Origin of the sequence: Priestia sp. BR_2 (genome assembly GCF_041954005.1) — a bacterium.
GTDB lineage: Bacteria > Bacillota > Bacilli > Paenibacillales > Paenibacillaceae > Paenibacillus_AQ > Paenibacillus_AQ lautus_A.
Genome location: NZ_JAVFHM010000139.1, coordinates 1 through 24,929 on the forward strand (window position 1 = coordinate 1; position 24,929 = coordinate 24,929).

Annotated in this window: 24 protein-coding genes, 1 pseudogene and 1 riboswitch; of the genes and pseudogenes, 1 reads left to right on the forward strand and 24 read right to left on the reverse strand. The window is 53.6% G+C overall.

The window, feature by feature from the left end; all coding sequences use genetic code 11:
- Nucleotides 1-115 precede the first annotated feature (115 nt).
- The 24 genes and pseudogenes from atpD to fni all read right to left on the reverse strand — a co-directional run.
- Nucleotides 116-976, reverse strand: a pseudogene (gene atpD / locus RB298_RS05185) (F0F1 ATP synthase subunit beta); the annotation flags it as partial.
- 116 nt (nucleotides 977-1,092) lie between these two features.
- Nucleotides 1,093-1,953 (reverse strand): ATP synthase F1 subunit gamma, encoded by an 861-nt coding sequence (atpG, locus tag RB298_RS05190; protein ID WP_009590544.1) that lies wholly within the window; start codon nucleotides 1,951-1,953, stop codon nucleotides 1,093-1,095.
- Between the two features lie 305 nt (nucleotides 1,954-2,258).
- A complete protein-coding gene (gene atpA, locus RB298_RS05195) occupies nucleotides 2,259-3,773 on the reverse strand; it encodes a F0F1 ATP synthase subunit alpha (RefSeq protein WP_015737746.1) in 1,515 nt (504 codons plus the stop codon).
- Nucleotides 3,774-3,791: 18 nt separating this feature from the next.
- Nucleotides 3,792-4,337, reverse strand: a complete 546-nt coding sequence (locus tag RB298_RS05200; RefSeq protein ID WP_015737747.1) for a F0F1 ATP synthase subunit delta — start codon at nucleotides 4,335-4,337, stop codon at nucleotides 3,792-3,794.
- On the reverse strand, nucleotides 4,334-4,822 hold the full coding sequence (gene atpF / locus RB298_RS05205; protein WP_009590554.1) for a F0F1 ATP synthase subunit B: 489 nt from the start codon (nucleotides 4,820-4,822) through the stop codon (nucleotides 4,334-4,336). Before atpF ends, RB298_RS05200 begins: the two co-directional genes overlap by 4 nt.
- A gap of 95 nt (nucleotides 4,823-4,917) precedes the next feature.
- Nucleotides 4,918-5,130: a F0F1 ATP synthase subunit C gene (atpE, locus tag RB298_RS05210; protein ID WP_007128780.1), complete on the reverse strand. Its 213-nt coding sequence runs from the start codon at nucleotides 5,128-5,130 to the stop codon at nucleotides 4,918-4,920.
- Nucleotides 5,131-5,236: 106 nt separating this feature from the next.
- Entirely contained in the window at nucleotides 5,237-5,998 is a 762-nt protein-coding gene (gene atpB, locus RB298_RS05215; RefSeq protein WP_009590537.1) for a F0F1 ATP synthase subunit A, read from the reverse strand.
- Between the two features lie 35 nt (nucleotides 5,999-6,033).
- A complete protein-coding gene (locus RB298_RS05220) occupies nucleotides 6,034-6,411 on the reverse strand; it encodes an ATP synthase subunit I (protein ID WP_015737749.1) in 378 nt (125 codons plus the stop codon).
- Nucleotides 6,408-6,638 (reverse strand): AtpZ/AtpI family protein, encoded by a 231-nt coding sequence (locus RB298_RS05225; protein ID WP_009590543.1) that lies wholly within the window; start codon nucleotides 6,636-6,638, stop codon nucleotides 6,408-6,410. The genes RB298_RS05220 and RB298_RS05225 overlap by 4 nt, the downstream gene beginning before the upstream one ends.
- A 175-nt stretch (nucleotides 6,639-6,813) precedes the next feature.
- On the reverse strand, nucleotides 6,814-7,971 hold the full coding sequence (gene wecB, locus RB298_RS05230) for a non-hydrolyzing UDP-N-acetylglucosamine 2-epimerase (RefSeq protein WP_486046222.1): 1,158 nt from the start codon (nucleotides 7,969-7,971) through the stop codon (nucleotides 6,814-6,816).
- A gap of 68 nt (nucleotides 7,972-8,039) precedes the next feature.
- Nucleotides 8,040-8,669: a uracil phosphoribosyltransferase gene (upp, locus tag RB298_RS05235; RefSeq protein ID WP_009590550.1), complete on the reverse strand. Its 630-nt coding sequence runs from the start codon at nucleotides 8,667-8,669 to the stop codon at nucleotides 8,040-8,042.
- A 335-nt stretch (nucleotides 8,670-9,004) separates the two neighbouring features.
- The gene (locus RB298_RS05240; RefSeq protein WP_009590552.1) at nucleotides 9,005-10,255 is read right to left on the reverse strand and encodes a serine hydroxymethyltransferase; all 1,251 of its coding nucleotides are present in this window, start codon (nucleotides 10,253-10,255) and stop codon (nucleotides 9,005-9,007) included.
- 90 nt (nucleotides 10,256-10,345) lie between these two features.
- Nucleotides 10,346-10,930, reverse strand: coding sequence for a TIGR01440 family protein (locus RB298_RS05245; RefSeq protein WP_375121485.1), 585 nt, complete (start codon nucleotides 10,928-10,930; stop codon nucleotides 10,346-10,348).
- A 79-nt stretch (nucleotides 10,931-11,009) separates the two neighbouring features.
- Nucleotides 11,010-11,474 carry a ribose 5-phosphate isomerase B gene (gene rpiB, locus RB298_RS05250; protein WP_009590548.1) on the reverse strand — a complete coding sequence of 155 codons (465 nt, stop codon included), beginning with the start codon at nucleotides 11,472-11,474 and terminating at the stop codon, nucleotides 11,010-11,012.
- A 114-nt stretch (nucleotides 11,475-11,588) separates the two neighbouring features.
- Nucleotides 11,589-11,670, reverse strand: a riboswitch (ZMP/ZTP riboswitch).
- Between the two features lie 107 nt (nucleotides 11,671-11,777).
- Nucleotides 11,778-12,365, reverse strand: coding sequence for a low molecular weight protein arginine phosphatase (locus RB298_RS05255; protein WP_009590545.1), 588 nt, complete (start codon nucleotides 12,363-12,365; stop codon nucleotides 11,778-11,780).
- Between the two features lie 54 nt (nucleotides 12,366-12,419).
- Nucleotides 12,420-12,983, reverse strand: coding sequence for a manganese efflux pump MntP (locus RB298_RS05260; protein ID WP_375121486.1), 564 nt, complete (start codon nucleotides 12,981-12,983; stop codon nucleotides 12,420-12,422).
- Nucleotides 12,984-13,052: 69 nt separating this feature from the next.
- Entirely contained in the window at nucleotides 13,053-14,231 is a 1,179-nt protein-coding gene (locus RB298_RS05265) for an L-threonylcarbamoyladenylate synthase (protein ID WP_375121487.1), read from the reverse strand.
- A gap of 498 nt (nucleotides 14,232-14,729) precedes the next feature.
- Nucleotides 14,730-15,425, reverse strand: a complete 696-nt coding sequence (gene spoIIR, locus RB298_RS05270) for a stage II sporulation protein R (protein ID WP_375121488.1) — start codon at nucleotides 15,423-15,425, stop codon at nucleotides 14,730-14,732.
- Nucleotides 15,426-15,648: 223 nt separating this feature from the next.
- On the reverse strand, nucleotides 15,649-16,830 hold the full coding sequence (locus RB298_RS05275; protein WP_009594539.1) for an FtsW/RodA/SpoVE family cell cycle protein: 1,182 nt from the start codon (nucleotides 16,828-16,830) through the stop codon (nucleotides 15,649-15,651).
- A gap of 309 nt (nucleotides 16,831-17,139) precedes the next feature.
- The gene (locus RB298_RS05280) at nucleotides 17,140-18,327 is read right to left on the reverse strand and encodes an FtsW/RodA/SpoVE family cell cycle protein (RefSeq protein WP_036662077.1); all 1,188 of its coding nucleotides are present in this window, start codon (nucleotides 18,325-18,327) and stop codon (nucleotides 17,140-17,142) included.
- 134 nt (nucleotides 18,328-18,461) lie between these two features.
- Nucleotides 18,462-19,352: a peptide chain release factor N(5)-glutamine methyltransferase gene (prmC, locus tag RB298_RS05285; RefSeq protein ID WP_096775848.1), complete on the reverse strand. Its 891-nt coding sequence runs from the start codon at nucleotides 19,350-19,352 to the stop codon at nucleotides 18,462-18,464.
- Nucleotides 19,353-19,356: 4 nt separating this feature from the next.
- The gene (gene prfA / locus RB298_RS05290; RefSeq protein ID WP_015737758.1) at nucleotides 19,357-20,424 is read right to left on the reverse strand and encodes a peptide chain release factor 1; all 1,068 of its coding nucleotides are present in this window, start codon (nucleotides 20,422-20,424) and stop codon (nucleotides 19,357-19,359) included.
- Nucleotides 20,425-20,650: 226 nt separating this feature from the next.
- Nucleotides 20,651-21,751: a redox-regulated ATPase YchF gene (gene ychF / locus RB298_RS05295; protein ID WP_090909881.1), complete on the reverse strand. Its 1,101-nt coding sequence runs from the start codon at nucleotides 21,749-21,751 to the stop codon at nucleotides 20,651-20,653.
- Nucleotides 21,752-21,931: 180 nt separating this feature from the next.
- Nucleotides 21,932-23,044, reverse strand: a complete 1,113-nt coding sequence (gene fni, locus RB298_RS05300; RefSeq protein WP_096775847.1) for a type 2 isopentenyl-diphosphate Delta-isomerase — start codon at nucleotides 23,042-23,044, stop codon at nucleotides 21,932-21,934.
- Nucleotides 23,045-23,354: 310 nt separating this feature from the next.
- Here fni and RB298_RS05305 point away from each other — a divergent pair, with 310 nt between their 5' ends.
- The gene (locus RB298_RS05305; protein ID WP_486046228.1) at nucleotides 23,355-24,899 is read left to right on the forward strand and encodes a phospholipase D family protein; all 1,545 of its coding nucleotides are present in this window, start codon (nucleotides 23,355-23,357) and stop codon (nucleotides 24,897-24,899) included.
- Nucleotides 24,900-24,929 lie beyond the last annotated feature (30 nt).

Consider the following 24,929-nt stretch of genomic DNA (forward strand, 5'->3'; position numbering starts at 1 on the left):
TCGTAGAGCTATCACTTTCACGTCGTGCACTTCATTGTGTTTTTTAATGACACGGCTCTAACCGCGATTCACACTATCTTCTCCGTCGGCAGCGTCAGATGGGTATAAGAGAAAGCTCTTGCAAGCGTCCCATTTCGGATGCCAGCGTTGGCTGGTAACCTACCGCGGAAGGCATACGTCCCAGGAGGGCGGATACTTCGGAACCCGCTTGAGTAAAGCGGAAGATGTTGTCGATAAAGAGAAGCACGTCTTTACCTTCTTGGTCACGGAAATATTCCGCCATCGTCAAGCCGGTCAACGCTACGCGAAGACGGGCACCCGGAGGCTCGTTCATCTGACCGAATACCATCGCGGTTTTGTTGATAACGCCGGAATCGCTCATCTCGTGGTAAAGGTAATTACCTTCACGATTACGCTACCCTACGCCGGCCAAGACAGAAATACCGCAGGTTTCTTGAGCGATGTTGTTGATCAATTCCTGGATCGCAACGGTTTTACCTACGCCGGCACCGCCAAAGAGACCGATTTTACCGCCTTTTTGGTATGGAGCAAGCAAGTCGATAACTTTAATCCCCGTTTCAAGCATTTCTGCTTGCGTGGAGAGTTCATCGTATGCAGGAGCTTCACGGTGGATCGGGTTATTAACTTCGGACACTACGGCACCTGCATTATCGATCGGCTCACCCAATACGTTAAATACGCGTCCGAGTGTAGCGGAACCTACAGGAACCGTGATCGGTCTGCCCAAATCCACAGCTTCGATACCGCGAACGAGACCGTCCGTGGATGACATCGCGATACAACGAACCAGGTTATCACCCAAATGATTGGATACTTCCAAAGTCAAATCAACCGAGCGGCCGCCTTCCAACGTAGCTTCAATCTTGACAGCATTAAAAATCTCGGGAAGATGACCGCGCTCAAATTCAATGTCAACTACAGCACCTGTAATGCTGACAACGCGTCCTTTTTTCATTGATTCGTTTTCCCTCCTACCCGTTCACCTTCGGCGGTGAACGATGATCGTAAAAGCGGCTGTTCATCACATCGCCGCATATCCGTTAAATACTAAGTTAAGAATTCAAACGTACATTATTGCTGAGCGTTGGCTCCGCCCACAATCTCGGAAATTTCCTGCGTGATGGCAGCCTGACGAGCACGGTTGTAAGTCAGGTTCAACTCGTTGATCAACTTGCTCGCATTCTTCGTTGCTGCTCCCATCGCGGTCATCTTCGCTCCAAGCTCACTTGCCTTCGCATTGAGCATTGCGCTGAAAATCAGCGTTTCCGCGTATTTCGGAAGCAGAACCTCCAGCACGCCTTCCGGAGACGGCTCATACTCATAACCAGTCAGGTTCTCCCCGCCGCCAATGTTCTCCATCGGCAGAAGCTTTGAGATCTCCTGAAGCTGAGTCAAGGCATTCACGAATTGGTTATAGCACAGGTATAACTCATCGATCTGACCCAGCTCGTATTGGTGAACCGCCGCGTTAGCGATGGTCTTAATATCCGCATAAGTCGGACTGTCGGATAAATCGGTGAGCTCCTCAACAACCGGAAGTCCACGACGGCGGAAATAATCGCGTCCTTTACGTCCGATCACAAACAGGCAATACTCGTCCTTGGACTGATGGCGTTCTGCGATAAAATTCGATACTTTACGCAAAATATTGGAGTTCGAAGCACCCGCAAGACCACGGTCTGAAGTGATCACCAGATAACCGGTTTTCTTCACTTCGCGCTTCTCCAGCATCGGATGGCTGATTCCCTTGGTTCCAGCAGCGATGCTGCCTACCACTTCTTTCAGCTTCTCGGAGTATGGAAGCGCGGAGGTCGCCTTCTCTTGAGCTCTTCTCAGCTTGGCAGCAGCAACCATTTCCATCGCCTTGGTGATCTGCCTTGTGTTCTGAACACTCTTGATCTGCCGCTTAATATCACGTAATCCTCTTGCCATGTTTTCACCACCTTAAAACTTTGGCGGAGCCAAAGTTACTTCGTAAGCATCAGCCTAGCTTTGGCGAAGCCAAAGCTAACTTCGTAAGCAATCACCTAACTTTGGCGGAGCCAAAGTTACTTCGTAAGCAATTCGCGCTTTGGCTGGGGCCAAAATTACTTCGTACGGGTAGACTAAGCTTTGGCTAGGACCAAAGCCACATCTGTTGTAATAACCACTTTGGTCACAGCCAAAGCTACATTCCATATGATGAAAGAGGATGCCGGGCTTACCCCGGCTCCCCTCCTATTACTTGCCTGAGGAGCTTAGACCGAAGCGGCAAAGCCCTTCTTAAATTGATCGATTGCCGCTTTCAACGCGTTTTCGTTGTCGGACGTCAAATCCTTCGTATCCGTAATGGATTGAAGAATTTCCGGTTTATTGCTTCCAATAAACGCGAGGAATTCGCTCTCGAAACGACGCACGTCAGCAACCTCGATATCATCGATATATCCTTTAACGGCTGCGTACAAGCTAACAACCTGTTGTTCAACGGACAACGGCTGGTTCACGCCCTGTTTCAGGATTTCCATCAATCTTGCACCACGGTTCAAACGAGCCAAGGTTGATTTGTCCAGATCGGATCCGAACTGGGAGAACGCCTGGAGCTCACGGTATTGCGCAAGATCCAGCTTCATGCCGCCCGCAACCTTTTTCATCGCCTTGATCTGCGCGGAACCACCGACACGGGATACCGAAATACCGACGTTAATCGCTGGGCGTTGTCCGGAGTAGAACAGCTCGGACTCCAGGAAGATCTGTCCATCCGTAATCGAAATTACGTTGGTTGGAATGTAAGCAGATACGTCAGAAGCCTGTGTTTCAATAAATGGCAGTGCGGTTAATGAACCACCACCAAGCTCATCGTTGAGCTTCGCTGCACGCTCCAGCAAACGGGAATGCAGGTAGAAAACATCACCCGGATAAGCTTCCCGACCCGGAGGACGACGGAGGAGCAAGGACAATTCACGGTATGCTGCCGCTTGCTTCGACAAGTCATCATAGATGATGAGCGCATGCTCGCCTTTGTACATGAAGTACTCGCCCATTGCGCAGCCTGCGTATGGAGCGATGTACTGCAGCGGAGCCGGCTCGGAAGCCGAAGCCGTAACAACGATCGTGTACTCCAGCGCGCCATGACGGCGAAGAGTTTCAACAACCTGTGCTACAGTGGACTGCTTTTGCCCGATGGCTACATAGATACATTTAACGCCGCTGCCCTTTTGGTTCAGGATCGTATCGATGGCAACGGTGGTTTTACCTGTTTGGCGGTCACCGATGATCAGCTCGCGCTGACCGCGGCCGATAGGTACCATCGCGTCGATCGCTTTAATACCGGTTTGCATCGGCTCATGAACGGATTTACGGTCGATAACGCCTGGTGCACTGCTCTCAACCGGACGGAAGGCAGTCGCTTCGATCGGGCCTTTGCCGTCAAGCGGCTGACCCAGCGGATTCACGACGCGTCCAAGCAGAGCTTCGCCTACAGGAACCTCCATGATACGTCCTGTACGCTTTACCTGATCGCCTTCCTTGATTTCGGAGTAAGGTCCCAGGATAACGACACCGACATTGCTCTCCTCAAGGTTCAGCGCCAGACCGAACACGCCGTTTTGGAACTCCAAAAGTTCCCCGGACATCGCGTTCTCCAGGCCGTACACGCGAGCAATACCGTCACTTACTTGAATTACCGTACCTACTTCAGAGACAGTGATATCGGATTTATATTCTTCAATTTGACTTTTGATTAAAGTACTGATTTCTTCAGGTCTGATACTCAACGTTTTCACCCCTATCTACTATGCTCGTCTATTAAAAGACTTTTCGAGACGTTCCAGCTTCCCGGCAATGCTTCCGTCATACAGCTTGTCGCCAATGACAACTTTCAGGCCGCCGAGCAAACTTTCGTCCACAACATTGGTCACGCGGATCTTCTGATGTGCTAACTGTCCGAATTCCGAAGCAACCTGTTCTTTTTCCTGATCGCTAAGCGGGTAGGTGGAGTACACAGTGGCGTCTGCCAAACCCAAGCTCGCACCTTGTATCTTCACATAACTGTTCAGCAGTTCTGCGAACATTTCTGCACGCCCTCTGTCGAGAAGCAATTCGATCGTGTTCAATACAGGCTGCGATACCTTCCCTGCCAACGCCTGGCTGATTACGTTCATCTTCACGGACTGGGGAACATTCGGCGTGGCGATGAATTTCTGGATGTCGGCATCGCCTTCAATGGCATGCACGACAGCCCGCAATTCCTCTTCCACTTCCAGACCCTTCTGCTGCTGAGCCGCCACTTCGAACAGCGCCCGCGCATACCGCTTGGCTGCTACCGTATTTTGGCTCATGGTCTGCCTCCTACCTCTTTAAGGTATTGATCCACCAGTTCCTCTTGAGCTTGGTCGTTCTTGACTTCACGTTCGATCAGCTTGGTCGCGATCTTCACGGAAACGCTGCCGATTTCGCTGCGAAGCTCTTCGACCGCTTTCTTCTTCTCATTCTCGATATCACGAACAGCTTCGGATTTCAGGCGAATCGCCTCTTCCTTAGCTTGTTCCATAATTTGCTCTGCTTGTTTGTTGCTAGTTTGTCTGGAACGCTCGATGATTTCGTGAGCATCTTGACGCGCTTGCTCCAGTGCCTTCTTCTGCTCTTCTACATATGCAGTCGCCTGCTGGCGGGTCTGTGCCGCTTCGTTCATCTGGCTCATGACCAGCTCACGACGCTGCTCCATGATGCCGAACAATTTGCTGAACGCAAACTTTTGAAGCAAGAGGTAAAGAATAACAAACGCGATAATAGTGATTACCATATTTTCCCAAAGAATTGTCATTGAGGTCACTCCTTTCCATCAACACGAAGTGCGGTGCCTAACAAAACGAAGGCGCGGATGGCATCGGCCCTCCCCGCCAAACCGTTGTATTGTTATTAAGAGAACATGATCAAGAACGCGATTACAGTAGCCGCCAAAGGAATAACCTCTACGATACCAACACCGATAAACATCGTTGTTTGCAATTGACCACGTGCCTCTGGTTGACGAGCGATAGACTCAACTGTTCTGCTTACGATCATACCGTTACCCAAACCTGCGCCAAGGGCGCCCAGACCTACTGCAATAGCTGCTGCCAAAAATTCCATTGTTAAATATCCTCCTTAAAATTGTTTCAAAATTGAAATTTGGTGAAACTATAGAAAATATCTCTTTCGAAAAACACCGCTGTTACGGCGGATTCGTCCGAGTTGATCAATGCTCTTCGTGAATCGTAGTTTGCGAGATGTATACCATTGTCAAAATCGTAAAGATAAACGCCTGCAATGCACCGATGAAGATACTGAAACCTTGCCATGCGGCCATGAACGGAATGCCCCAGAAGCCGGTTTTCAGAATCACCGTGATCAGTACCTCGCCGGCAAAAATGTTGGCGTAAAGCCGGATTGCCAGAGCGATAGGTTTTGCCAGGTTCTCAATGATATTGAGCGGCAGGAAGATCGGGAACGGTTCGATGTAATGCTTCAGGTAATGCTTGCGATTCAGCTTCAGGCCCAGGTAGTTCATGAGCACGAATACAACGATCGCAAGACCGGCCGTAACGGAAATGTCCGCTGTTGGCGACTTCCACCACAATACGTGAGCATAGTGGCCATGTTCAAGTCCGAGTGTAGCCAGGATTGGCTGACCAAAGACCGTGAAGTTCTCCGGTAAGTCGGTGATAATTGAGAACGGCAAGCCCAGCAAGTTGGCTACAAAGATGAACAGGATCAGAGTAAGCCCCAACGATATGTAAGCTTTCCCTTTCTTCAGATCCATCGCACTCGCTACGACGCCTTGCACAAATTCCACTACCCATTCCATGAAGTTTTGCAGTTTGGAAGGGTTTTCGACAGATAGATTACGTACCGCCAGCCGGCATAATACGAACACCACCACACAGGTGACGAGAAGCATTATGACCGCCGAAAGGTCAATATTCAATCCGCCAAGTTTGATAATCGGTGAATCATGCATATAATTGTTTTCACCCCTTTCCAAGTTAGCGCTGATCAATGATTGTTTCTCAAACTGAACACAATGCTGACAGGAATGGTCAACAATTGGGGTATGAACAGACCGGCGATTGCACCGCCGAGGGATACCTGTTCGAGTTTTACGGCGAAGATCACAATCAGGAGCCCGATGCACAATCTCGTAATGAAGCCGAAGTTGTACTTTTTCGGTTCCGGATCGACAGCCAATTGCGCCAGCTGCTGCACTTTCATGGAGAGGAAGCGTACATTAAACAAGCCCGCCGCCATGCCCATGATCAACCCCATAATTATCGGGCGGAATTCCGGATAGAGAGCCCATCCGAGAAACAAGGCAGACAATAAGAGTAACGATACTCTAAATACAGCGTTCACAATGGAAGTCAAATCATTCACGCCTGCGCCCCCAAAAACTTTTTAATGAGAAGAGCGATATTCAAAATCCCTACAAAGAGCCCCGAAAGCGTACCAATGGCAAGCCACACTCTGGGCCCGTCCAACTGATTCATGAGCCATCGCCCGGTAAAAAAACCGATGAGAATGTAAGCGGCAAGCAAACCGCCCGCCCCGCTAATGTATAGCGCTATCAACCAAGGGTTATCTTGACTTTTCGGATTTTTCATATGAACCTCTAATCCCAACTCATTTTACTGAATATAACAAGAGTTTGTCAATGAATCGATTTGATGGATTTCCCGTGTAAAATCGGCGTTTTGAGCAGTCTGAATTGCGCAAAACGCCGCGGTAACCGTACAGTTCAACTGTATGCTGTCCCCTTGCCAATCAGAATACGGTAAACTATGCCTTTGTGAACATTCTGTGAAATTCCTCAGGACGCTCTTTTCGAATGCCAAAATGGTGCAAAATCGCATTGACAATTCGCTGGGAAGCTTGTCCATCCCCGTAAGGATTAGCGGCTTTGCTCATCTTGTCATAGAGCTCCTGATCGGTCAGCAGAGCCTTAATGCGTTCGTACACATTCTCTTCCTGGGTGCCTACCAGCTCCAGGGTGCCGGCTTCAATGCCCTCCGGACGTTCCGTCGTGTCCCGAAGCACCAGCGTCGGCACGCCGAAGGACGGAGCTTCCTCTTGCATGCCGCCCGAATCCGTAATGATGAAATGCGTACGGGTGTAAATATTGTTCATATCCACGACATCCAGCGGTTCAATCAGCTTGATGCGCGGGTGGTTCCCCAAAATGCGGTGAGCCGGCTCTTTGACGGCAGGGCTCGGATGCACAGGGTAGACGATGGCGATATCCTCGAACTCGTCGGCAATGTGCTTCACCGCTTCAAAAATCTGACGGTGCGGCTCCCCTTGGGATTCGCGGCGGTGCGCCGTCATCAGGATTAGGCGCTTGCCCTGTGCCCAATCCAGAACCGGATGGGTATATCCTTCCCGAACCGTATACTGGAACACGTCCGTAGCGGTGTTGCCCGTCACGTAAATGCGGGATTCCGGCTTGTTCTCCTTGCGGAGATTCTCGGCAGACCAGTCCGTCGGCGCAAAGTGCAGATCGGCCAGCACGCCGGTCAGCTGACGGTTCATTTCTTCAGGATAAGGATTCAGCTTGTTCCATGTGCGAAGACCCGCCTCTACATGGCCGACCTGAATCTGCTGCAGGAAGGCTGCATAGCTGGCCAGGAACGTTGTCAGCGTGTCGCCGTGCACCAGCACGATATCCGGCTTGGCCTCGCGCAGGACAGGCTCAAGCCCCTCCAGAACGCGTACGGTGATCTCATTCAGCGTTTGACGGTCTTTCATCACGTCCAAGTCGTAGTCCGGAACAATCTTGAACACGTCAAGCACCTGATCCAGCATTTGCCGATGCTGCGCAGTTACACAAACCACCGATTCGATATGCTCCGGATGGCGCTGAAGTTCCAGAATTAGCGGCGCCATCTTGATCGCTTCGGGGCGGACCCCAAATATCGTCATCACTTTCACTTTTGACATGTTTGAAATTACCCCTCTTTGCATGCTTGTTTTTTCAATTCAAGTCGTACGAATGACTGGCTCGGCTCTTATTTCGTGCCGTACAGCCGATCTCCTGCATCACCCAGGCCCGGTACGATGTAGCCGTGGTCGTTGAGCCCTTCATCCAGAGCAGCAACGTAAATATCCACGTCCGGATGGACGTCATGCACGGCCTTTACGCCTTCCGGCGCAGCCACGAGATTCATCATCTTGATCTGGGTGCAGCCGCGCTTCTTCAGCACGTCGATCGCAGCGATGGCCGATCCGCCCGTCGCCAGCATCGGATCGATGACGATCAATTCCCGCTCCGTCACGTCGGTTGGAAGCTTCGTATAATATTCCACGGGCTGAAGCGTTTCCGGGTCGCGGAACAATCCGACATGCCCTACCTTAGCAGCGGGAAGCAGCTTGACCACGCCGTCCAGCATGCCAAGACCCGCACGCAGGATGGGCACGAGGCCGAGCATCCGGCCGGAAATGACTTTCCCTTGGGTTTCGGCTACCGGCGTCTGAACAGATATCGATTCAAGAGGAACCTCCCGCGTAATTTCATAAGCCATCAAAGTCGCGACTTCGTCTACCAATTCGCGAAAGTCTTTTGTGTTAGTCCGCATATCGCGTATAAATGTAAGTTTGTGTTGAATCAACGGGTGATCACAAATCACCAATTTTCCCATGTCTGGTCCCTCCGGTTTGAATGCAAATGTTATTTCAATATGGGCGTAAATACTTGTGAGCTCCATAAATCCTGTCTATTATATCATTCCCTCTAGTCAATTGACACCTGCACGAGTCATGTTTATTTCCGTGAGTTTTGACCTTATAACCGGATCTTCGTCAGCCCTGCACCTAGGTTTTCCATTTTCGCCTATATTGATCCTCACCGCCAAGCGACCCGACCGGGAGCATGCGAGCATAGCAATCTGGCCAGAATGTGACAGCTCCTAAAAGAGGACCCCACCTTCAGGTGGGGTCCTCTTATCATAGGCCTCTTATGCTGACGAAACTGTGATTAATATTTCATTTCGGCATAAAGAGGATATTGATCCGTAAGCTCAGCCACCAAACGGCCCGCTTTTTCCAGCGTTGCTTCGTCTTTAGGCTGCTTCAAGGTCATGGCAATAATCTTCGCGATTTTCACCATCGCCTGCTCATCCATGCCGCGGGAGGTTACCGCCGGCGTACCGATACGGATACCGCTCGTGACGAACGGGCTCGTCGGATCAAACGGGATGGCGTTCTTGTTGACGGTAATCCCGATGGAATCCAGCACCTTCTCTGCGTCTTTGCCGGTGATGTCCAGATTGCGGGTATCGACCAGCATCAGATGGTTATCGGTTCCGCCGGAAACGATGTTCAGGCCTTCCTCGATCAGGGTGTCAGCCAGCACTTTCGCGTTCTTCACGACGTTCTCTGCATACGTCTTGAAGGACGGATCCAATGCTTCGCCAAGCGCAACGGCCTTGGAAGCAATGACATGCATGAGCGGTCCGCCCTGGGAGCCTGGGAACACTGCTTTGTCGATCGCCTGTGCCCATGCCTTCTTGCACAGAATCATGCCGCCGCGAGGTCCGCGAAGGGTCTTGTGCGTCGTGGTGGTTACGAAATGGGCATGCGGAACCGGATTCGGGTGAAGACCCGCGGCAACAAGACCCGCAATATGAGCCATATCGACCATGAACAATGCGCCTACGTCGTTCGCGATGGCAGCAAGCTTCTCGAAATCAATAATGCGAGGATATGCACTTGCACCCGCCACGATCAGACGAGGACGGTGTTTGAAAGCCGCTTTGCGGACTTCGTCGTAATCGATAAGGAACGTGTCTTCCTGCACGCCGTATGCAACGAAATTGTACAGAAGGCCGGACGCGTTAACCGGGCTTCCGTGAGTCAAATGGCCGCCGTGGGCCAGGTTCATGCCGAGCACGGTATCTCCAGGCTTGAGCGCAGCCAAATACACCGCCATGTTCGCTTGGGCGCCGGAGTGCGGCTGAACGTTGGCATGCTCGGCACCGAACAATTCCTTCGCGCGGTCACGGGCGATATCCTCCACGATATCCACTCGCTCACAGCCGCCGTAATAACGCTTGCCAGGGTAGCCTTCCGCATATTTATTCGTCAGCACCGTCCCCATGGCTTCCATAACCGCTTCGCTGACGATGTTCTCGGAGGCAATCAGCTCAATGTTGCTGCGTTGACGCTTCAGTTCCAAATCCATCGCTTCCAATACAGCCGGGTCATTCTTCCGCAAATGTTCCATCATGTTCATATCCTCCCATAATCAATCGTTATTTTCTCTTGCCAAGTCAAGACTACAAGTTTACCTAATGACTAAAGCGGGCTCTCATTCGAATCAATCGCACAGCGTGGAATCATCCCGCTGCTCAAGCCGGTACACGGCGCGTTCTCCGCCGATCAGCTTCGGCCGGGTGTAAGCCGCCGTTACGCGCGCATCGCCGATATAACGCTCGCTCGGCCTGAACGGAACCGCCACTCTTCGCAAATGCATGCCGATCAGCGTCTCGCCGATATCGACACCCGCATGGGCCTCAATGGATTCCGCAAGGCAGGGCTCCTTCATACTCCGATACGCCGCCGAGGCCATGGAGCCTCCCGCCCCCGGAATCGGTACAGCCGCCACTTCCGTCAGGCGCAGCTCTTCAAGCAGCCCCCGCTCCATGACTAGCGCCCGGTTCAAATGCTCACAGCATTGATAGGCTACAGCGAAGCTGAATTCCGCTTGAACCTCGGCAATGCCCTGAAGAAGCTGCTGCGCCGTTTCAAGAGCGCCGCCCGTGCCGATCCGGCGTCCGACCACTTCACTGGTGCTGGCTCCGATGACCAGCACCTTGCCCGGTCCTAAGGCTGCCGCTTCGGCCAGCTCGCGGACGATCCGCGCCGTCTGTTCGCTCAAGGAAACCTTGGAGATATCCGTCATGTCACAGTCCTCCCGATGAATTTTTTCACAGAAGATGCTTCATTCCATACGCAATAACCGCAGCAGCTTACGCGTCGACCTATCGCGATTCGCTCTTCAGGTAACGCTCCTCGATGGCCTTGATCTTGTTCACGCGGCCGACATGGCGTTCGCCCTGGCTGAAATCCGTTGTCAGCCATGCGCTGACGATCTCGGCAGCAAGCCCGGGGCCGACGACGCGCTCGCCCAGCGCAATCACGTTGCTGTCATTATGCTCACGCGTGGCTTTGGCCGAAAATACATCATGCGTCAGCGCGCAGCGGATGCCCGGCACCTTGTTGGCTGCAATGCTCATGCCGATTCCCGTTCCGCAGATCAGAATGCCCCGATCCGCTTCACCCGAGACCACCTTCTCGCACACCGGAAGCGCGTAATCGGGATAATCCACGGAATCGGAACAGCCGCAGCCAAGATCCTCCACCTCGTGTCCAAGACCCCGAATGACCTCCACGATCTCCTCTTTCAGACGAATGCCGGCATGATCGGTACCCAATGCAATTTTCATCTATGAAAAACCCCCTCGAATGTTCGCTTTTGCGTTTTAGCTTGTTTCATTATAACCCAAACTCCACGCAAAAGACGAAAAAAGAGCAGTCGGCGCACGTATTGTGCTCCAAATGCTCTTTGCCCAGGCGACCGGCCGTATATTCCGATGCTCCATCGTGGTTTCATCCACTTCGTCGCCAGTTACATCGGATTCATGTTTTTCACCTTCATCTTAAAGCAATACCCTGCGAAAGGCAAGCGGCTTTTTTAGCCAGATTGAGCCCGGATCCAGATTCACTCTTCGCTTCCGTGGAACCCAATCCTATTTATGCTGATCCGCTTCCAGCTTGTCCAGCAGGCGGAAGAGCGCCGTCCGAATCTCCGCCGCCGTCGCCTCGTATTCCTCCCGCGAGCCGCCGAAAGGATCGGAGATATCGAAGCTCGGAATGCGCTGGCGCAGCTCGATCAGACGCTCCCGGTCGCGGTCGCTGACATCGCGGCCCAGCGATCTGGCCAGCTCAAGCGTCGCGTACAGGCTGTCCTGCTCCCGCAGATCATCCAGCACCCGCCGGTCATCCTCCACAAACTCCTTCAGCGTGTGCATCTTGTCGGCCGCATGCGGGAACTGCCGAATCGCATACTGCTTATGCGACTGGGTCAGCGTCAGAATCAGGTCTGCCCATTCCACCAGATTCGCGGTCAGCGGCTTAGATACCAAACGATCTTGAATATCCTGGTCCCGCAGTATCGATTCCGCATGACGGGATACCGGCATGCCGTCCACGGCCGAGACGCCGGCGGATTGCGTTTCCAGGGGAATGCCCCGCTGTTTGGCGAGCTTGCGCAGCATCCCTTCCGCCATCGGGCTGCGGCAGGTATTCCCCGTGCAGACAAACAATATATTTTTCACGGTCCCGTACCTCCCGTTGTAGGTTGTTTTGGGATTATTGTAACAAATATTGCATCAAAAGATAAACATCACGCCAAAGATGATCAAAATCAGTCCGCCCAGCATCTCGCCGTACTCCCCCAGCTTGTTGCTCGCCTGACGGCCGAGCAGCAGGCCAAGAATGGACAGCAAACCGCCCACGACACCGAAGGAGATCACGATCAGCAGCACATCATCCACGAACATCCCGAGCGAAACGCCTACCGAGAAGGAGTCGATGCTGACGCTGAGCGAAAACAGCAGCATGCCCAAGAACGCGGTAGGATGAATGCGCTGACCTTCCCCGCCCCGCCAAGAATTATACAGCATATGCCCGCCCAGCAGGAGGAGCAGCCCGCCGGCTGCAAGCCCTGTGACGTGACCCAGCAGCATACCTACATAGCGGCCGGCAAACAAGCCCGCCAGCGGCATTAGCATGTGAAACATTGCGATCATGAAGCTGATGCCCAGCATATGGCCTAAGCGCATGCCGCCTCTCATTCCGACTCCGATGCCAAGCGAAAATGCGTCTAGCCCGAGTGCAACCGCCATCAGCAGAATCGCCGCAAGCTGTCCCGATTGGACAGACGCCTCCAACATCCCCATTCCCCCAAGTCCCATGGTCTTGTACACCATATGCGGACAAGGGGGAAATCATGCTAAAACCGTTCAATCAGCATCGGCATTGACGTGGATGATGTGATGTCCCGCGGCCTTCAGCAGCCGGTTCATGACGGCTGCGCCAAGCCCCTGCTCCGGGCACGCTTCGGCCAGGATGAAAGTCGCGCCTTCTTCATCGAAGCGGCGCAGGCCGGCGTACAGCCGGCGGGCCGCTTCCTCCGGCGCGGCCAGGCTGCCGAGCGAGACGGCAACGTCCGCGCGGTAGCGACCGATGTGCTCGTCGAACGACAGCACGCCGGTCACCTCCCCGCGCCGGGCCGCCGCCTCGAGCTCGGCCGCGATGCGTGCCGACACCGCTTCGGCACGCGGGCCCTGCACCACGCACATCGCACCCTTCGGTGCGTAGTGCGTGTACTTCATGCCCGGCGAGCGCGGCGCCGGGCTCTCCGCCTCCCCGGCGGCGCGCTGCAGCGCCGGGTCCTGGCGCACGCTTGCCGCCACCGCGGCAAGCTGCTCGGCCGTGACGCCGCCCGGGCGGAGCACCGTGACGGCACCGTCTTCGCCGACCTGCACCACCGTCGACTCGACGCCCACCCCGGCCGGGCCGCCGTCGAGCACGCCGTCGATCGCCCCCGCCAGATCCTCCAGCACATGGCTGGCCAGCGTCGGGCTTGGCCGGCCGGAGCGATTCGCGCTCGGTGCGGCAAGCGGACAACCGGCGGCGCTGATCAGAGCCAGCGCCACGGGGTGATCCGGCATCCGCACGGCAACCGTATCGAGCCCGGCCGTCACGCGAGGCGATACGGCGCCCGGTTTCACGGGCAGCACCAGCGACAGCGGTCCGGGCCAGAACGACGCCATCAGCGCCCGCTCCGTCTCGTTCACCTGCTGGACCAAGCCGTCAAGCTGAGCCAGCTCCGAGATATGCACGATCAACGGATTGTCCGATGGCCGACCTTTGGCGGCGAAGATGCGCTCGACCGCCTCCGTATTGCCGGCGTCAGCACCAAGTCCGTACACCGTTTCCGTCGGAAAAGCCACCGTACCGCCCTGTGCAAGCACCTGGCCTGCTTCGTGCAGCGCCTGCTTCGCTTCCTTCTCGGACCCGAGGCTCTCCTTGGAGAGGGAGCTTAAGACGTGCCACACTTTGGTTGGCTTCGATGCAGCATTCCGGGAGCCTTGTTCCCGCTGCAGGTTGCGTTCCTTGTCATTTCCGTTCTGTTCCATACCTATCCCAAGCTTTCTGTATATGAAATATATAAACATCCAAACGCGTTTTGCCTATACTCCAAAAGAAAAAGCGCTTCTCGTTCTTCAGTCCCGTGCCGGTTCCCATGGAAACCGGTCGCGCCAAAGAGAAAGCACTCTTCTAGAGGTTGTTCAAAAAGTCCGCTTTTGATAAGAAAACCCCTCATCGAAGCCACTTCAAGGATGAGCGACCGCGATGCATAGGTAGGTTTTCTTGCGATATAGAATTTCATCAACTCCGTTGATAACTTATAAATCCTATATCTAACACGAAGCGAATCAAGAAGCAGCTCGGCATCGAATCTTGAATTCAGCCGGGCCTTCCGGTGCTCACGTACCCAAAACGTACGCTCCACTCCTCAGTCCCTAGCTTCATCCAACCTTCTCGGTGCTGAAAATCCACCTTTTTGAACACGTACTTCTTCATCCAAGTTTATCATACCCTGTCCGTATTGGAAATCAATACGCGGGATCATCCTAGAATAAGCTCGCCACCCAATTCCAGAGGCCCAGGAACATATCCCACAGGAAGAAGCGGACCTCCGGCTCGCTTTCGCTTGCCTTCTTCGGCGCTTCCTCCGGAGAAGCGTCGCCCGCATCGGCGGACACCGTTTGGATCCCCTTCTCGACAGGCTGAGCTGCCGCATCCCCGCTGCCGCCGTCGATGAAGCAAAGCGGCGGGAACAGGACGCACCACCAGTTTTGTCCTTGGCCTTCGCCTAGCGTAATCCGCAGCGCATCGTAATCGCCCGCCGGATACACCGTGCCCCCGTACAATTTGGTCGGGAACGGCACGACGCCAAGCTCTACATGATAATTGTAGGTAATGCCTCTTTTTCTCAGCTCTTCACCCACCAGCTGGCGGATTTCCGGAAGATGCTGCCGGGTTAATGCTTTGGCGTCTTCCAGGCTTTGCGGGTTCTCCAGCTGCAGGACCCACAGCTGCATTTGCTCAACGACCGCGTCACGAATCTCTCTTTTGACGAGCTGATCGGACGGGTTATCTGAATTCGCGAGAATGCGAAGCCGTATCGATTCTTGAGGGATCGGACCGCCGACAACGGAAGCATCGATCTGCTGCCCCTCCCAAGCCATGATGACCATAAACATGCAGGATAAGAGCACAACCATTTTTTTCACGATAATACGGAGGGTTTCACTATAATTTTTCATCTCGGACAACCGCCTCTCTATGAACGAAACTCTATGATGCTATCAGTATGTCCGACTGAAAAAGATATAAACATGGAATCTAGCAAATCGAAAAAAATTCATAGATTGGCGCGTCACGACTTTAACAAAAAAGATGCCGTTCCCATGGGAACGGCATCCTCTCATATAAATGACGATTCGGTTTTGGTTATTTTCCAGACCGCGGCGAAGTTCCACCCGACCATCAAGCCTGCTGCTTAGCGGCCGCTGGGCGATAAGCATGCGGATCCGGCATATCTTCCTCCACTTCCTGACCATGCAGCTTGACGCTCATGGCGACCCCGAGACTCGCCATGCTAATCACAAGGGACGTTCCCCCGTAACTGATGAAGGGCAGCGTAATCCCCGTCAGCGGCATCAAACCGATAAACATCCCGATATTCTCGAAGATCTGATATAAAAACATGGCCACGATTCCTATGATTAGAAACGGTCCCGCACGCTCCCGGGATTCCAGGGAGATCAGGATCAGCCGATGGATCAGGATGAAATACAACAACAGCAGGACGGAGGAACCAATAAATCCGAACTCCTCGGCAATCTGCACAAAGATGGAGTCGGAGTACGCATAAGGCACCCGGCCCGACTGTATCGACGAACCCTGCATGTAGCCCTCGCCGCTCATGCCGCCGGAGGCGATGGCAAGCTTCGCATTCGTCGTATGATAGCTGGCCTTGGCGGTCGCTTTCTCCGGATACAGCCACGGATCAATCCGTTCCACCCAGTGCGGCTTCAGTATTTTCGATTCCAGCAGTTCATCATGATAATGAATGTAAGCCTGAGCGCCGCCGAAGGCCACTCCTGCCACCAGCACAAGCCCGATCAGCGCATGGGAGAACTTGACGTTCCCGATCCAGAGCAGCCCCAGCAAAATGATGACATAGCTAAGCGCGTTACCCAGGTCATTCTGAGCCATGACGAGCACGAAAGGCACGAACGCCAACAGCCCGATCGGAACGACGTCCTTCCAGAAGGACAGCAGCGGTTTGTTTTTTCGTACCAATACAAAAGAAAGAAATATGATCAGGATCAGCTTGAACAATTCAGCAGGCTGTATACTTAAACTGCCAATGTAAATCCAGCCCTGAGCGCCGTTGATGTCCTTCCCGATAAACATCACGAGGACCAGCACGGCTAAACCGCCTAAGTATATATATTTGGCATATTTAATCAGCAGCCGGTAATCCAGCAGGCTAATTCCGAAAAAAGCCATGAAGCCGACAATGTAAAAAGCAATCATGCGGATATGAGAGCCTTCGAACTTGGTGTCGACGGTCGTGCTGTATATGGACGTAATGCTGATACCCATCATCAAAACCAGTACGAAAACAATAACGTAATCCATCTTCTTGAATTTCTGAAGCATGCTTTGATCCCCCTGTGCCCGGAGACACGAACCCCCGGTTTGCCTATACAGGCATATAACGATTATTCGAAAAGAAAGTTTGCCATTGCTTATCGTCGTTGATACTCATCATTCCATAAACCCTAATCTGAAGGTGGCATTACGTTCAAGATTTTCAGGGATCCTGCCATGCAAGCCCCTAATGAATCATTCTAAAAGATTTTCACCGCTAACACAATTCGCGATCCTCTTTCCTGGATACGGAGAAAAAAACAAAAGAGATGCTGCTTTCGATAGCATCTCTCCGATTCTAAACCCTAATCACCCGCGTTAAGCCTGTTTGGTTGGCGCGGAACGGTATGTTTGCGGATTCGGCATATCCTCCTCCACTTCCTGTCCGTGCAGCTTCACGCTCATGGCAACCCCGAGGCACGCCATATTAATGATGAGCGACGTTCCGCCGTAACTGATGAAGGGCAAGGTGATTCCCGTCAAAGGCATCAACCCGATAAACATGCCGATGTTCTCAAAGATTTGGTACAGCAGCATGGCAACGATGCCGATGATCAGAAACGGGCCCGCTTTTTCCCGGCTTTCCAGCGAAATCAGGATCATCCTGTGAATGAGTATGAAATATAACAGCAACAGGACGGAAGAGCCGATAAAGCCGTATTCCTCCGCAATTTGCACAAAAATCGAATCCGAATACGTATAAGGTACGCGCGAAGATTGCACCGAGCTGCCTTCCAAGTACCCCTCTCCGCTCATACCGCCTGAAGCAATGGCCAGCTTTGCATTGTTCGTATGATAACTTGCCTTCGCGGTAGCTTTTTCGGGCACCAGCCATGGATCGATCCGTTCCATCCAATGACCGCGGCTCTCCATGATTTTCGATTCTTTAATCTCATCATGAAAGTGGATGTAGGCCTGTGCTCCGCCAAAGGCAATGCCCGCTACCAGCAGCAGACCGATCAGCGCATGCGAAAACTTCACGTTGCCGATCCATAACAACCCGAGCAGTATGACAATATAACTGAGTCCGTTCCCCAAGTCATTCTGAACCATGACGATGGCAAACGGAATGAACGTCAGAAAACCAATCGGTACGATATCCCGCCAGAAAGACAGCCTCGATTTGTCCTTGCGAATAAGGACATAGGTAATAAATATGATCAATACCAGCTTAAATAATTCGGCAGGCTGAATGTCCACGATGCCGAGATTGATCCAGCCCGTGGCATTATTTTTGGTTTGACCGATGAAGGAAGGCAGCAACAGCGTGATTAACCCTCCGATATAGATGTGCAGCGCATATTTATTCCATATTCGATAATCAATCAAACTAAGCCCGAAGAAAGCCGCGAAACCGAGGATATAAAATACCGCCATTTTAATATGGTGACCCTCGAACCCAGCGGTATCGAACGTGGCGCTATATATCGACGTGATGCTGACGACCATTAGCATCAGCAGCACAAACACAATGACAAAATCAATCTTCTTGAACTTCTGAAGCATGCTTTAGGTCCCCCTGTGCCCGGAGCCCGCAAACCCCGATGTGCCATTCAGGCAGAATAACCATCTGGGCGAACAAACCAACGTTCATTCTGCAGCCCATCCTCTATTTTAAAAGAAATCGGACCCGAATACAATTAACGGAAAATTCCCAGAACATGACGGTCAATCCCCGCCAAATCCGGTACCGTGACGATTTCCTTCCAGTGTCCTGCCTTCCGCAGCAGCTCGGCTACTTCCCCGGCCTGGCCCATGCCCAGCTCAAAAGCGATCAGGCGCGGCGGCGCCGACAGCAAGGGCAGCTGCGCCATCATGATCCGGTACGGATTCAATCCGTCCGGCCCGCCGTCCAGAGCCGTGCGCGGTTCATAGTCCCGGACTTCCGGCTGCAGTTCTTCGATATCCTCCGCCGGAATGTACGGCGGATTGGAGACGAGGATGTCCGGCCCCGTGCCGGCAAACGGCTCCAGCAGGTTCCCCTGCCGGAACTCAACCTGGGCGCCCAGCTTCTTCGCGTTCCGCGCGGCAACCTCTAGCGCATCGGGCGAAATATCGCTCGCCAACACATCCCATCCCTTTGACTGCAAAGCCAACGTAATGGCAATGGCCCCGCTGCCTGTGCCGATGTCGACGACCTTCAGCCCTCCATCCGGTCGCAGGGTGAGCTCCCGTCCATACTTCAGCACCGCTTCCACGAGCAGCTCCGTTTCCGGGCGCGGAATGAGCACCGCCGGCGTAACTTCAAACGGTCGGCCGTAAAACTCCTGTTCGCCGATAATGTACTGCGCCGGAACGCCTTGCGCTTTTCGATTGATCGCTTCTTCCAGGGCGCGGCGACGGTCCGCCGGAAACGGCTCCGCGAGCGCCATATAATACGAGGTTCCCGACAATCCCAGCACATGCTCCAGCAGCAGCTGCGCATTCCGCTGCGGCTCCATCACCCGCATGCCGTCTAAAAAAGAAGAAGCCTCCACAAAGGCTTCTCTTACGCTGCGCTGCGGCGTCAATTCAAATATCGTCCGCTTCAAAGCGTTATACTCCTTTTTCCATCGCTTCAGCCTGCTCCGCAAGGGTCAGCGCCGAAACGATCTCTTCAATCTCCCCGTTCATCACTTGATCCAGCTTGTGAACGGTAAGTCCGATCCGATGGTCGGTCACGCGGCTTTGCGGGAAGTTGTACGTCCGGATCCGCTCGCTGCGGTCACCGGTGCCGACTTTGCTCTTGCGCTCCCCGGCGTACTTCGCTTCTTCCTCTTGACGCATCATATCGAAGATACGGGCGCGAAGCACCTGCAGCGCCTTCTCCTTGTTGGAGTTCTGCGATTTGCCGTCTTGGCATGTAGCCACAATGCCGGTCGGAATATGCGTTACGCGCACCGCCGACTTGGTGGTGTTAACGGACTGACCGCCTGCGCCGCTGGAGCAGAAGGTGTCCACGCGGATATCCTTGTCATGGATTTCGATGTCCACTTCTTCCGCCTCCGGCATAACCGCTACGGTGGAGGTGGAGGTATGGATGCGGCCGCCGGATTCCGTGGTCGGAATACGCTGCACGCGGTGCGCCCCGCTCTCGAATTTCATTTTGCTGTAAGCGCCGCGGCCGTTGATCATGAAGATCACTTCCTTGAACCCGCCCAGATCGTTGGTGTTGACGTCCATCAGTTCAACCTTCCAGCCTTGGGTATCGGCATAACGGGTATACATCCGGTACAGGTCGGAAGCGAACAGTGCCGCCTCGTCGCCCCCGGCTGCGCCGCGAATCTCGATAATGACGTTTTTATCGTCGTTCGGGTCCTTCGGCAGCAGCAGAATCCGAATTCTTTCGGCCAGCTCTTGCTCGCGCTGGGTGAGCTCCTCGATCTCCATTTTCACCATTTCGCGCATCTCGTCGTCCATCTTTTCGCCCTGCATGGTTTTGGCGGCTTCGAGTTCTTCAATGACGTTTTTATATTCAACATAAGCCTCATAAGCAGGCTGTAAATCGGATTGTTCTTTGGAATAATCCCTGAGCTTCTTGGAGTCATTAGCGACATCGGGATCGCACAACAGCTCGCTTAACTTCTCATAACGGTCTGCAAGGGATTGTAATCGGTCCAACAAAGGAATTCACCTCTCTAAGATATATTCCTGAAGATATGCCATTTCGCACTCCAATTTCGTAGGGAACATGAAGTGTAAACGACTTTTTATTTTACCATGAAACGACACGTTTGACTAGCAGGCAGTTGACCGAAGAAAGGGTACTCGCCTTTCCCGTTCGCTTCAAAAAAACCACGGTCCCATGCACAAAGCGACATGGAGCCATGGCCTTTGAAACCTTCATCGATTACACGTTAAAACGGAAGTGCATAACGTCGCCGTCGTTCACGACGTACTCTTTGCCCTCCAGACGAAGCTGTCCGCGCTCTTTCGCGCCGTTCATCGAGCCCGCCGCAACCAGGTCATCGTAAGCAACGACTTCCGCACGAATGAAGCCGCGCTCGAAGTCGGTATGGATGACGCCGGCCGCTTGCGGTGCTTTCGTTCCCTTGCGGATCGTCCAGGCACGCACTTCCTGCACGCCGGCGGTAAAGTAGGTATACAATCCCAAAAGACTGTATGCCGCCTTGATCAGACGGTTCAAACCGGACTCTTCCAGTCCCAGCTCCTCAAGGAACATCGCTTTGTCCTCGCCTTCAAGCTCGGCGATCTCGGCCTCAACCTTCGCGCTGATCGGCACCACGATCGCGTTCTCCGCGGCCGCGAAATCGCGAACCTGCTGCACGTAAGGATTGCTGTCGGCTTCCGCAACGCCGTCTTCGCTCAGGTTCGCCGCGTATAATACCGGCTTCAGCGTCAGCAGGTGCAGATCGCGCACGATCAATTTCTCATCGTCGCTCAGCTCCACGCTGCGTGCCGGCTGGTCATTGTACAGGGCTTCCTTCAGGCGCTCCAGCAGCTCCACTTCCTGAGCATACTGCTTGTTGCCGCCCTTCATGTTCTTCTTCGCGCGTTCGATCCGCTTTTCGACGCTGTCGAGATCCGCAAGGATCAGCTCCAGATTGATCGTCTGAATGTCGCTGACCGGGTTCACTTTACCGTCGACGTGGGTAATGTTCTCGTCTTCAAAGCAGCGGACCACATGAACGATCGCATCCACTTCCCGAATATGGGCCAGGAACTTGTTCCCAAGACCTTCCCCTTTGCTCGCGCCGCGAACCAAGCCCGCGATATCGACGAATTCGAAAGCGGTCGGTACCGTCTTGTTCGGCTGAACCAGTTCGGTCAATTTGTCGAGGCGCTCATCCGGCACTTCCACGACGCCCACGTTAGGATCAATCGTACAGAACGGGTAGTTTGCCGACTCGGCGCCCGCCTGCGTAATCGCATTAAACAATGTAGATTTGCCAACGTTCGGCAAACCGACGATTCCAGCTTTTAAAGCCATTTATGTGACAACTCCTTATCAGGTTTACTCTTATTTATAAGTATACGAAGCTCGGGATCTATACGCCAAGCCTCTATCACCAGCTAAACAATCTTATTAATTATAGCAGATACCCCATAGACTTCAACACGAATATACTGCCATCGCGAATTCCCGTTCTGCGGTGTTCTGCGCGCTGTTTTAGGCACGAATCAACCGCTTGGTGGACTTCAGGGCCTCGATATTCCCCGCGCCGATACCGAACATGGCCGTCCGCAGCTCCAGCTCCACCTGGGCAAGCCGCTGATCGAGCGCTTCAACCGAATCGACCGCCGAGCCCAGGAGTCCGCGGCCGAAACCTGCCAGATCGGCGCCAAGCGCGAGCGCTTTGGCCGCATCGACGCCGCTTTGCAGCCCGCCGCTGCCGATCAGCGCGCAGGCCGGCGCGGCTTCGCGCACCTCCGCGATGCATTCCGCGGTAGGATTGCCCCACCCGGCAAAAGCCTCGGCCGCAGCGCGGCGGACCGGATCCGGGCTGCGGAATTTCTCGACCTGGCTCCATGAGGTGCCGCCCGCACCGGCCACGTCGATGAACGCTGCCCCGACGTCCAGCAGAGACCGCGCCGTTTCGCCATCGATACCCCAGCCCACTTCTTTAATCCCGACCGGTATCGAAAGCGTGCGGCACAGATCCTCGATGCGCCCCAGCAGACGGCCGAACCGGGTGTTCCCTTCCGGCTGAAACACTTCTTGCAGTCCGTTTAGATGGAGAACCAGCATATCCGCACCGGCGATATCCACCGCCCGCTGACAATCGTCAAGGCCAAAGCCATAGTTCAGTTGCACCGCTCCTAGGTTCGCGATCACCGGCACGCTCGGCGCGCTCTCGCGCACGCGGAATGTCGAAGCAAGCTCCTCCTTCTCCACCGCAGCCCGCACGGAGCCGACACCCAGCGCCCAGCCGCGCCGTTCCGCCGCTTCCGCAAGACGCATATTGATCTCTCCGGTGGCCTTGCTTCCGCCAGTCATGGAGCTGATCAAGAATGGCGTGCGTACGGAAAAATCAAGAAACGTCGTGTCCAGCTTAATCTCTCCAAAGTCGATCTCCGGCAGTGCGGCGTGACGAAAACGGTAACGTTCAAAACCGGTGGTTACCCCCACGGAGCCCACTTCTTCGTCCAGGCATAATCGAACATGCTCGATCTTCCGCTCGCCGGTGGGCACTTCCGGCATCAGTCTGCCCCCAAATCTTCCTGATCCTCCGCCTGAAACGGTTGCAGGTTTGCCCGCAGTCTGTTCATGTTCTGAGTTCATTCCGTGCCTCCTTATCCGATTCACTCATCCTTAATAAAACCGTATCTAAAGCATACCATTGACGTCGCAGGTTGTCCCAGCTGCTTGATATGTACATCCTTTGACAATTTTAATACCGATGTTCTCACGATCTCCCGTATGTTCGAAACCCAACAAACCTTCCCAAATAGCATTCTGCCCCGGCTTCCCGGGATCATCCCCAAACGCGGTGCTTGCCGAATTGCAAAAACTGGAGTGCGTCAGGGCAGCACTTTCATGTTAATTAACGTTATACGACCTACGAATAGAAAAGATAGGAGGATGGGCGATCTTGGACTTCCGCCATATGTTCCATAACCGTAATTCAGCTAAACCACCTGCACCGGGTCCAGGCACGCAGCCCCTGCCAGAAAATCCTCATGCCAAAAGCTCCCGAATGCGAAAAACAATATTCATGGGTCTTGTCCTTCTCATGCTATGGCTAATCGGCGTGATGATCTATCAGACTCATAAACCTCTTCCGAATGGAATTTCCTATGAAAGTCCATTCTACCGGAGCGACGTGAAGATGTGGATCGACCTGACCTATCCCGGACCGGACGGCCAGCCTGTCCACGATCAAGAAATCGGACCGCGCATCGGCCAAATTATCGACGAATCGCGAAAATTCCTGGTGATCGATATGTTTCTGTTCAACGGATATGCCCATAAGGACCAAACATTCCCGACAGTCAGCGAAGAGCTTGCCCGTCGCCTCGTTACCCATAAGAAGAACCATCCCGATATGGATATCTTCTTTATCACCGACGAAGTGAATACCGGGTACGGCTCCTATACGCCGCCGGAGTTCGAGTCCATGAAGGCAGCAGGCATTCATGTGATTGTAACTGATGTCAACCGGCTGCGGGACTCCACGCCCGCTTATTCCGCCGTATGGCGCACGTTCATTCAGTGGTTCGGCCAGTCCGGCAAAGGCACGCTCCCCAATCTGATGGCAACAGAAGCACCCGATATTACCGTTCGCTCCTATCTGAAGCTGCTGAACGTAAAAGCCAATCACCGCAAAGTCGTGATCAGCGAGAACACCGCGCTGGTGACTTCGGCCAACATGCATGACGCCAGCTCCTTCCACTCGAACATCGCCTTCGAAACGAGCGGGGACATCATCGGCGATATGCTTGCGGCGGAGCAAGCCGCCGTTAACCTTACAAGCCCGATCAAGCTGCCGGAATACGAGCCCGGCTCCAAGCCGGCGGTGCAGCCTTCAGGTCAACCAAACGGCGTCGATGTTCGTTATTTGACGGAAGGAAAAATCTATACATATGTGCTGGAGGGCATTGAGCAGTCGCAGCCCGGGGACACGCTCTGGATGGGGATGTTCTACCTGGCCGACAGTAAAGTCATGGAACGGCTTCTGCAAGCCTCGGACCGAGGCGTCGACATCCGTCTCATTCTGGATCCGAACCAGAACGCCTTCGGCCGGGACAAAATCGGCATCCCCAACCGTCCGGCTGCCGCCGAGCTCATTCAGAAATCCAAAGGAAAAATCTCCATTCGCTGGTACAACACCGGCACCGAACAGTATCATACCAAACTCATGTACATTGCCAAACCGACAGGCAAATCGATTATTACCGGCGGGTCAACCAATTTCACAAAGCGGAACCTGGACGATCTGAATTTGGAGAACAATCTGTGGATCGCCGCCCCTCAGAATCATCCGCTCACCCGGGATTTGGACCGTTACTTTCATCGGATATGGTTCAACGAAGATGCCCAGTTCAGTCTGGACGTCGACGCTTATCTGGGAAAAACCACATGGATGAAGGACATCCTGTTTAAATTGCAAAAAAGCCTGGGTTTCACTACCTTTTAAAATTCTTACAAATAGATGGAACGAACAGGT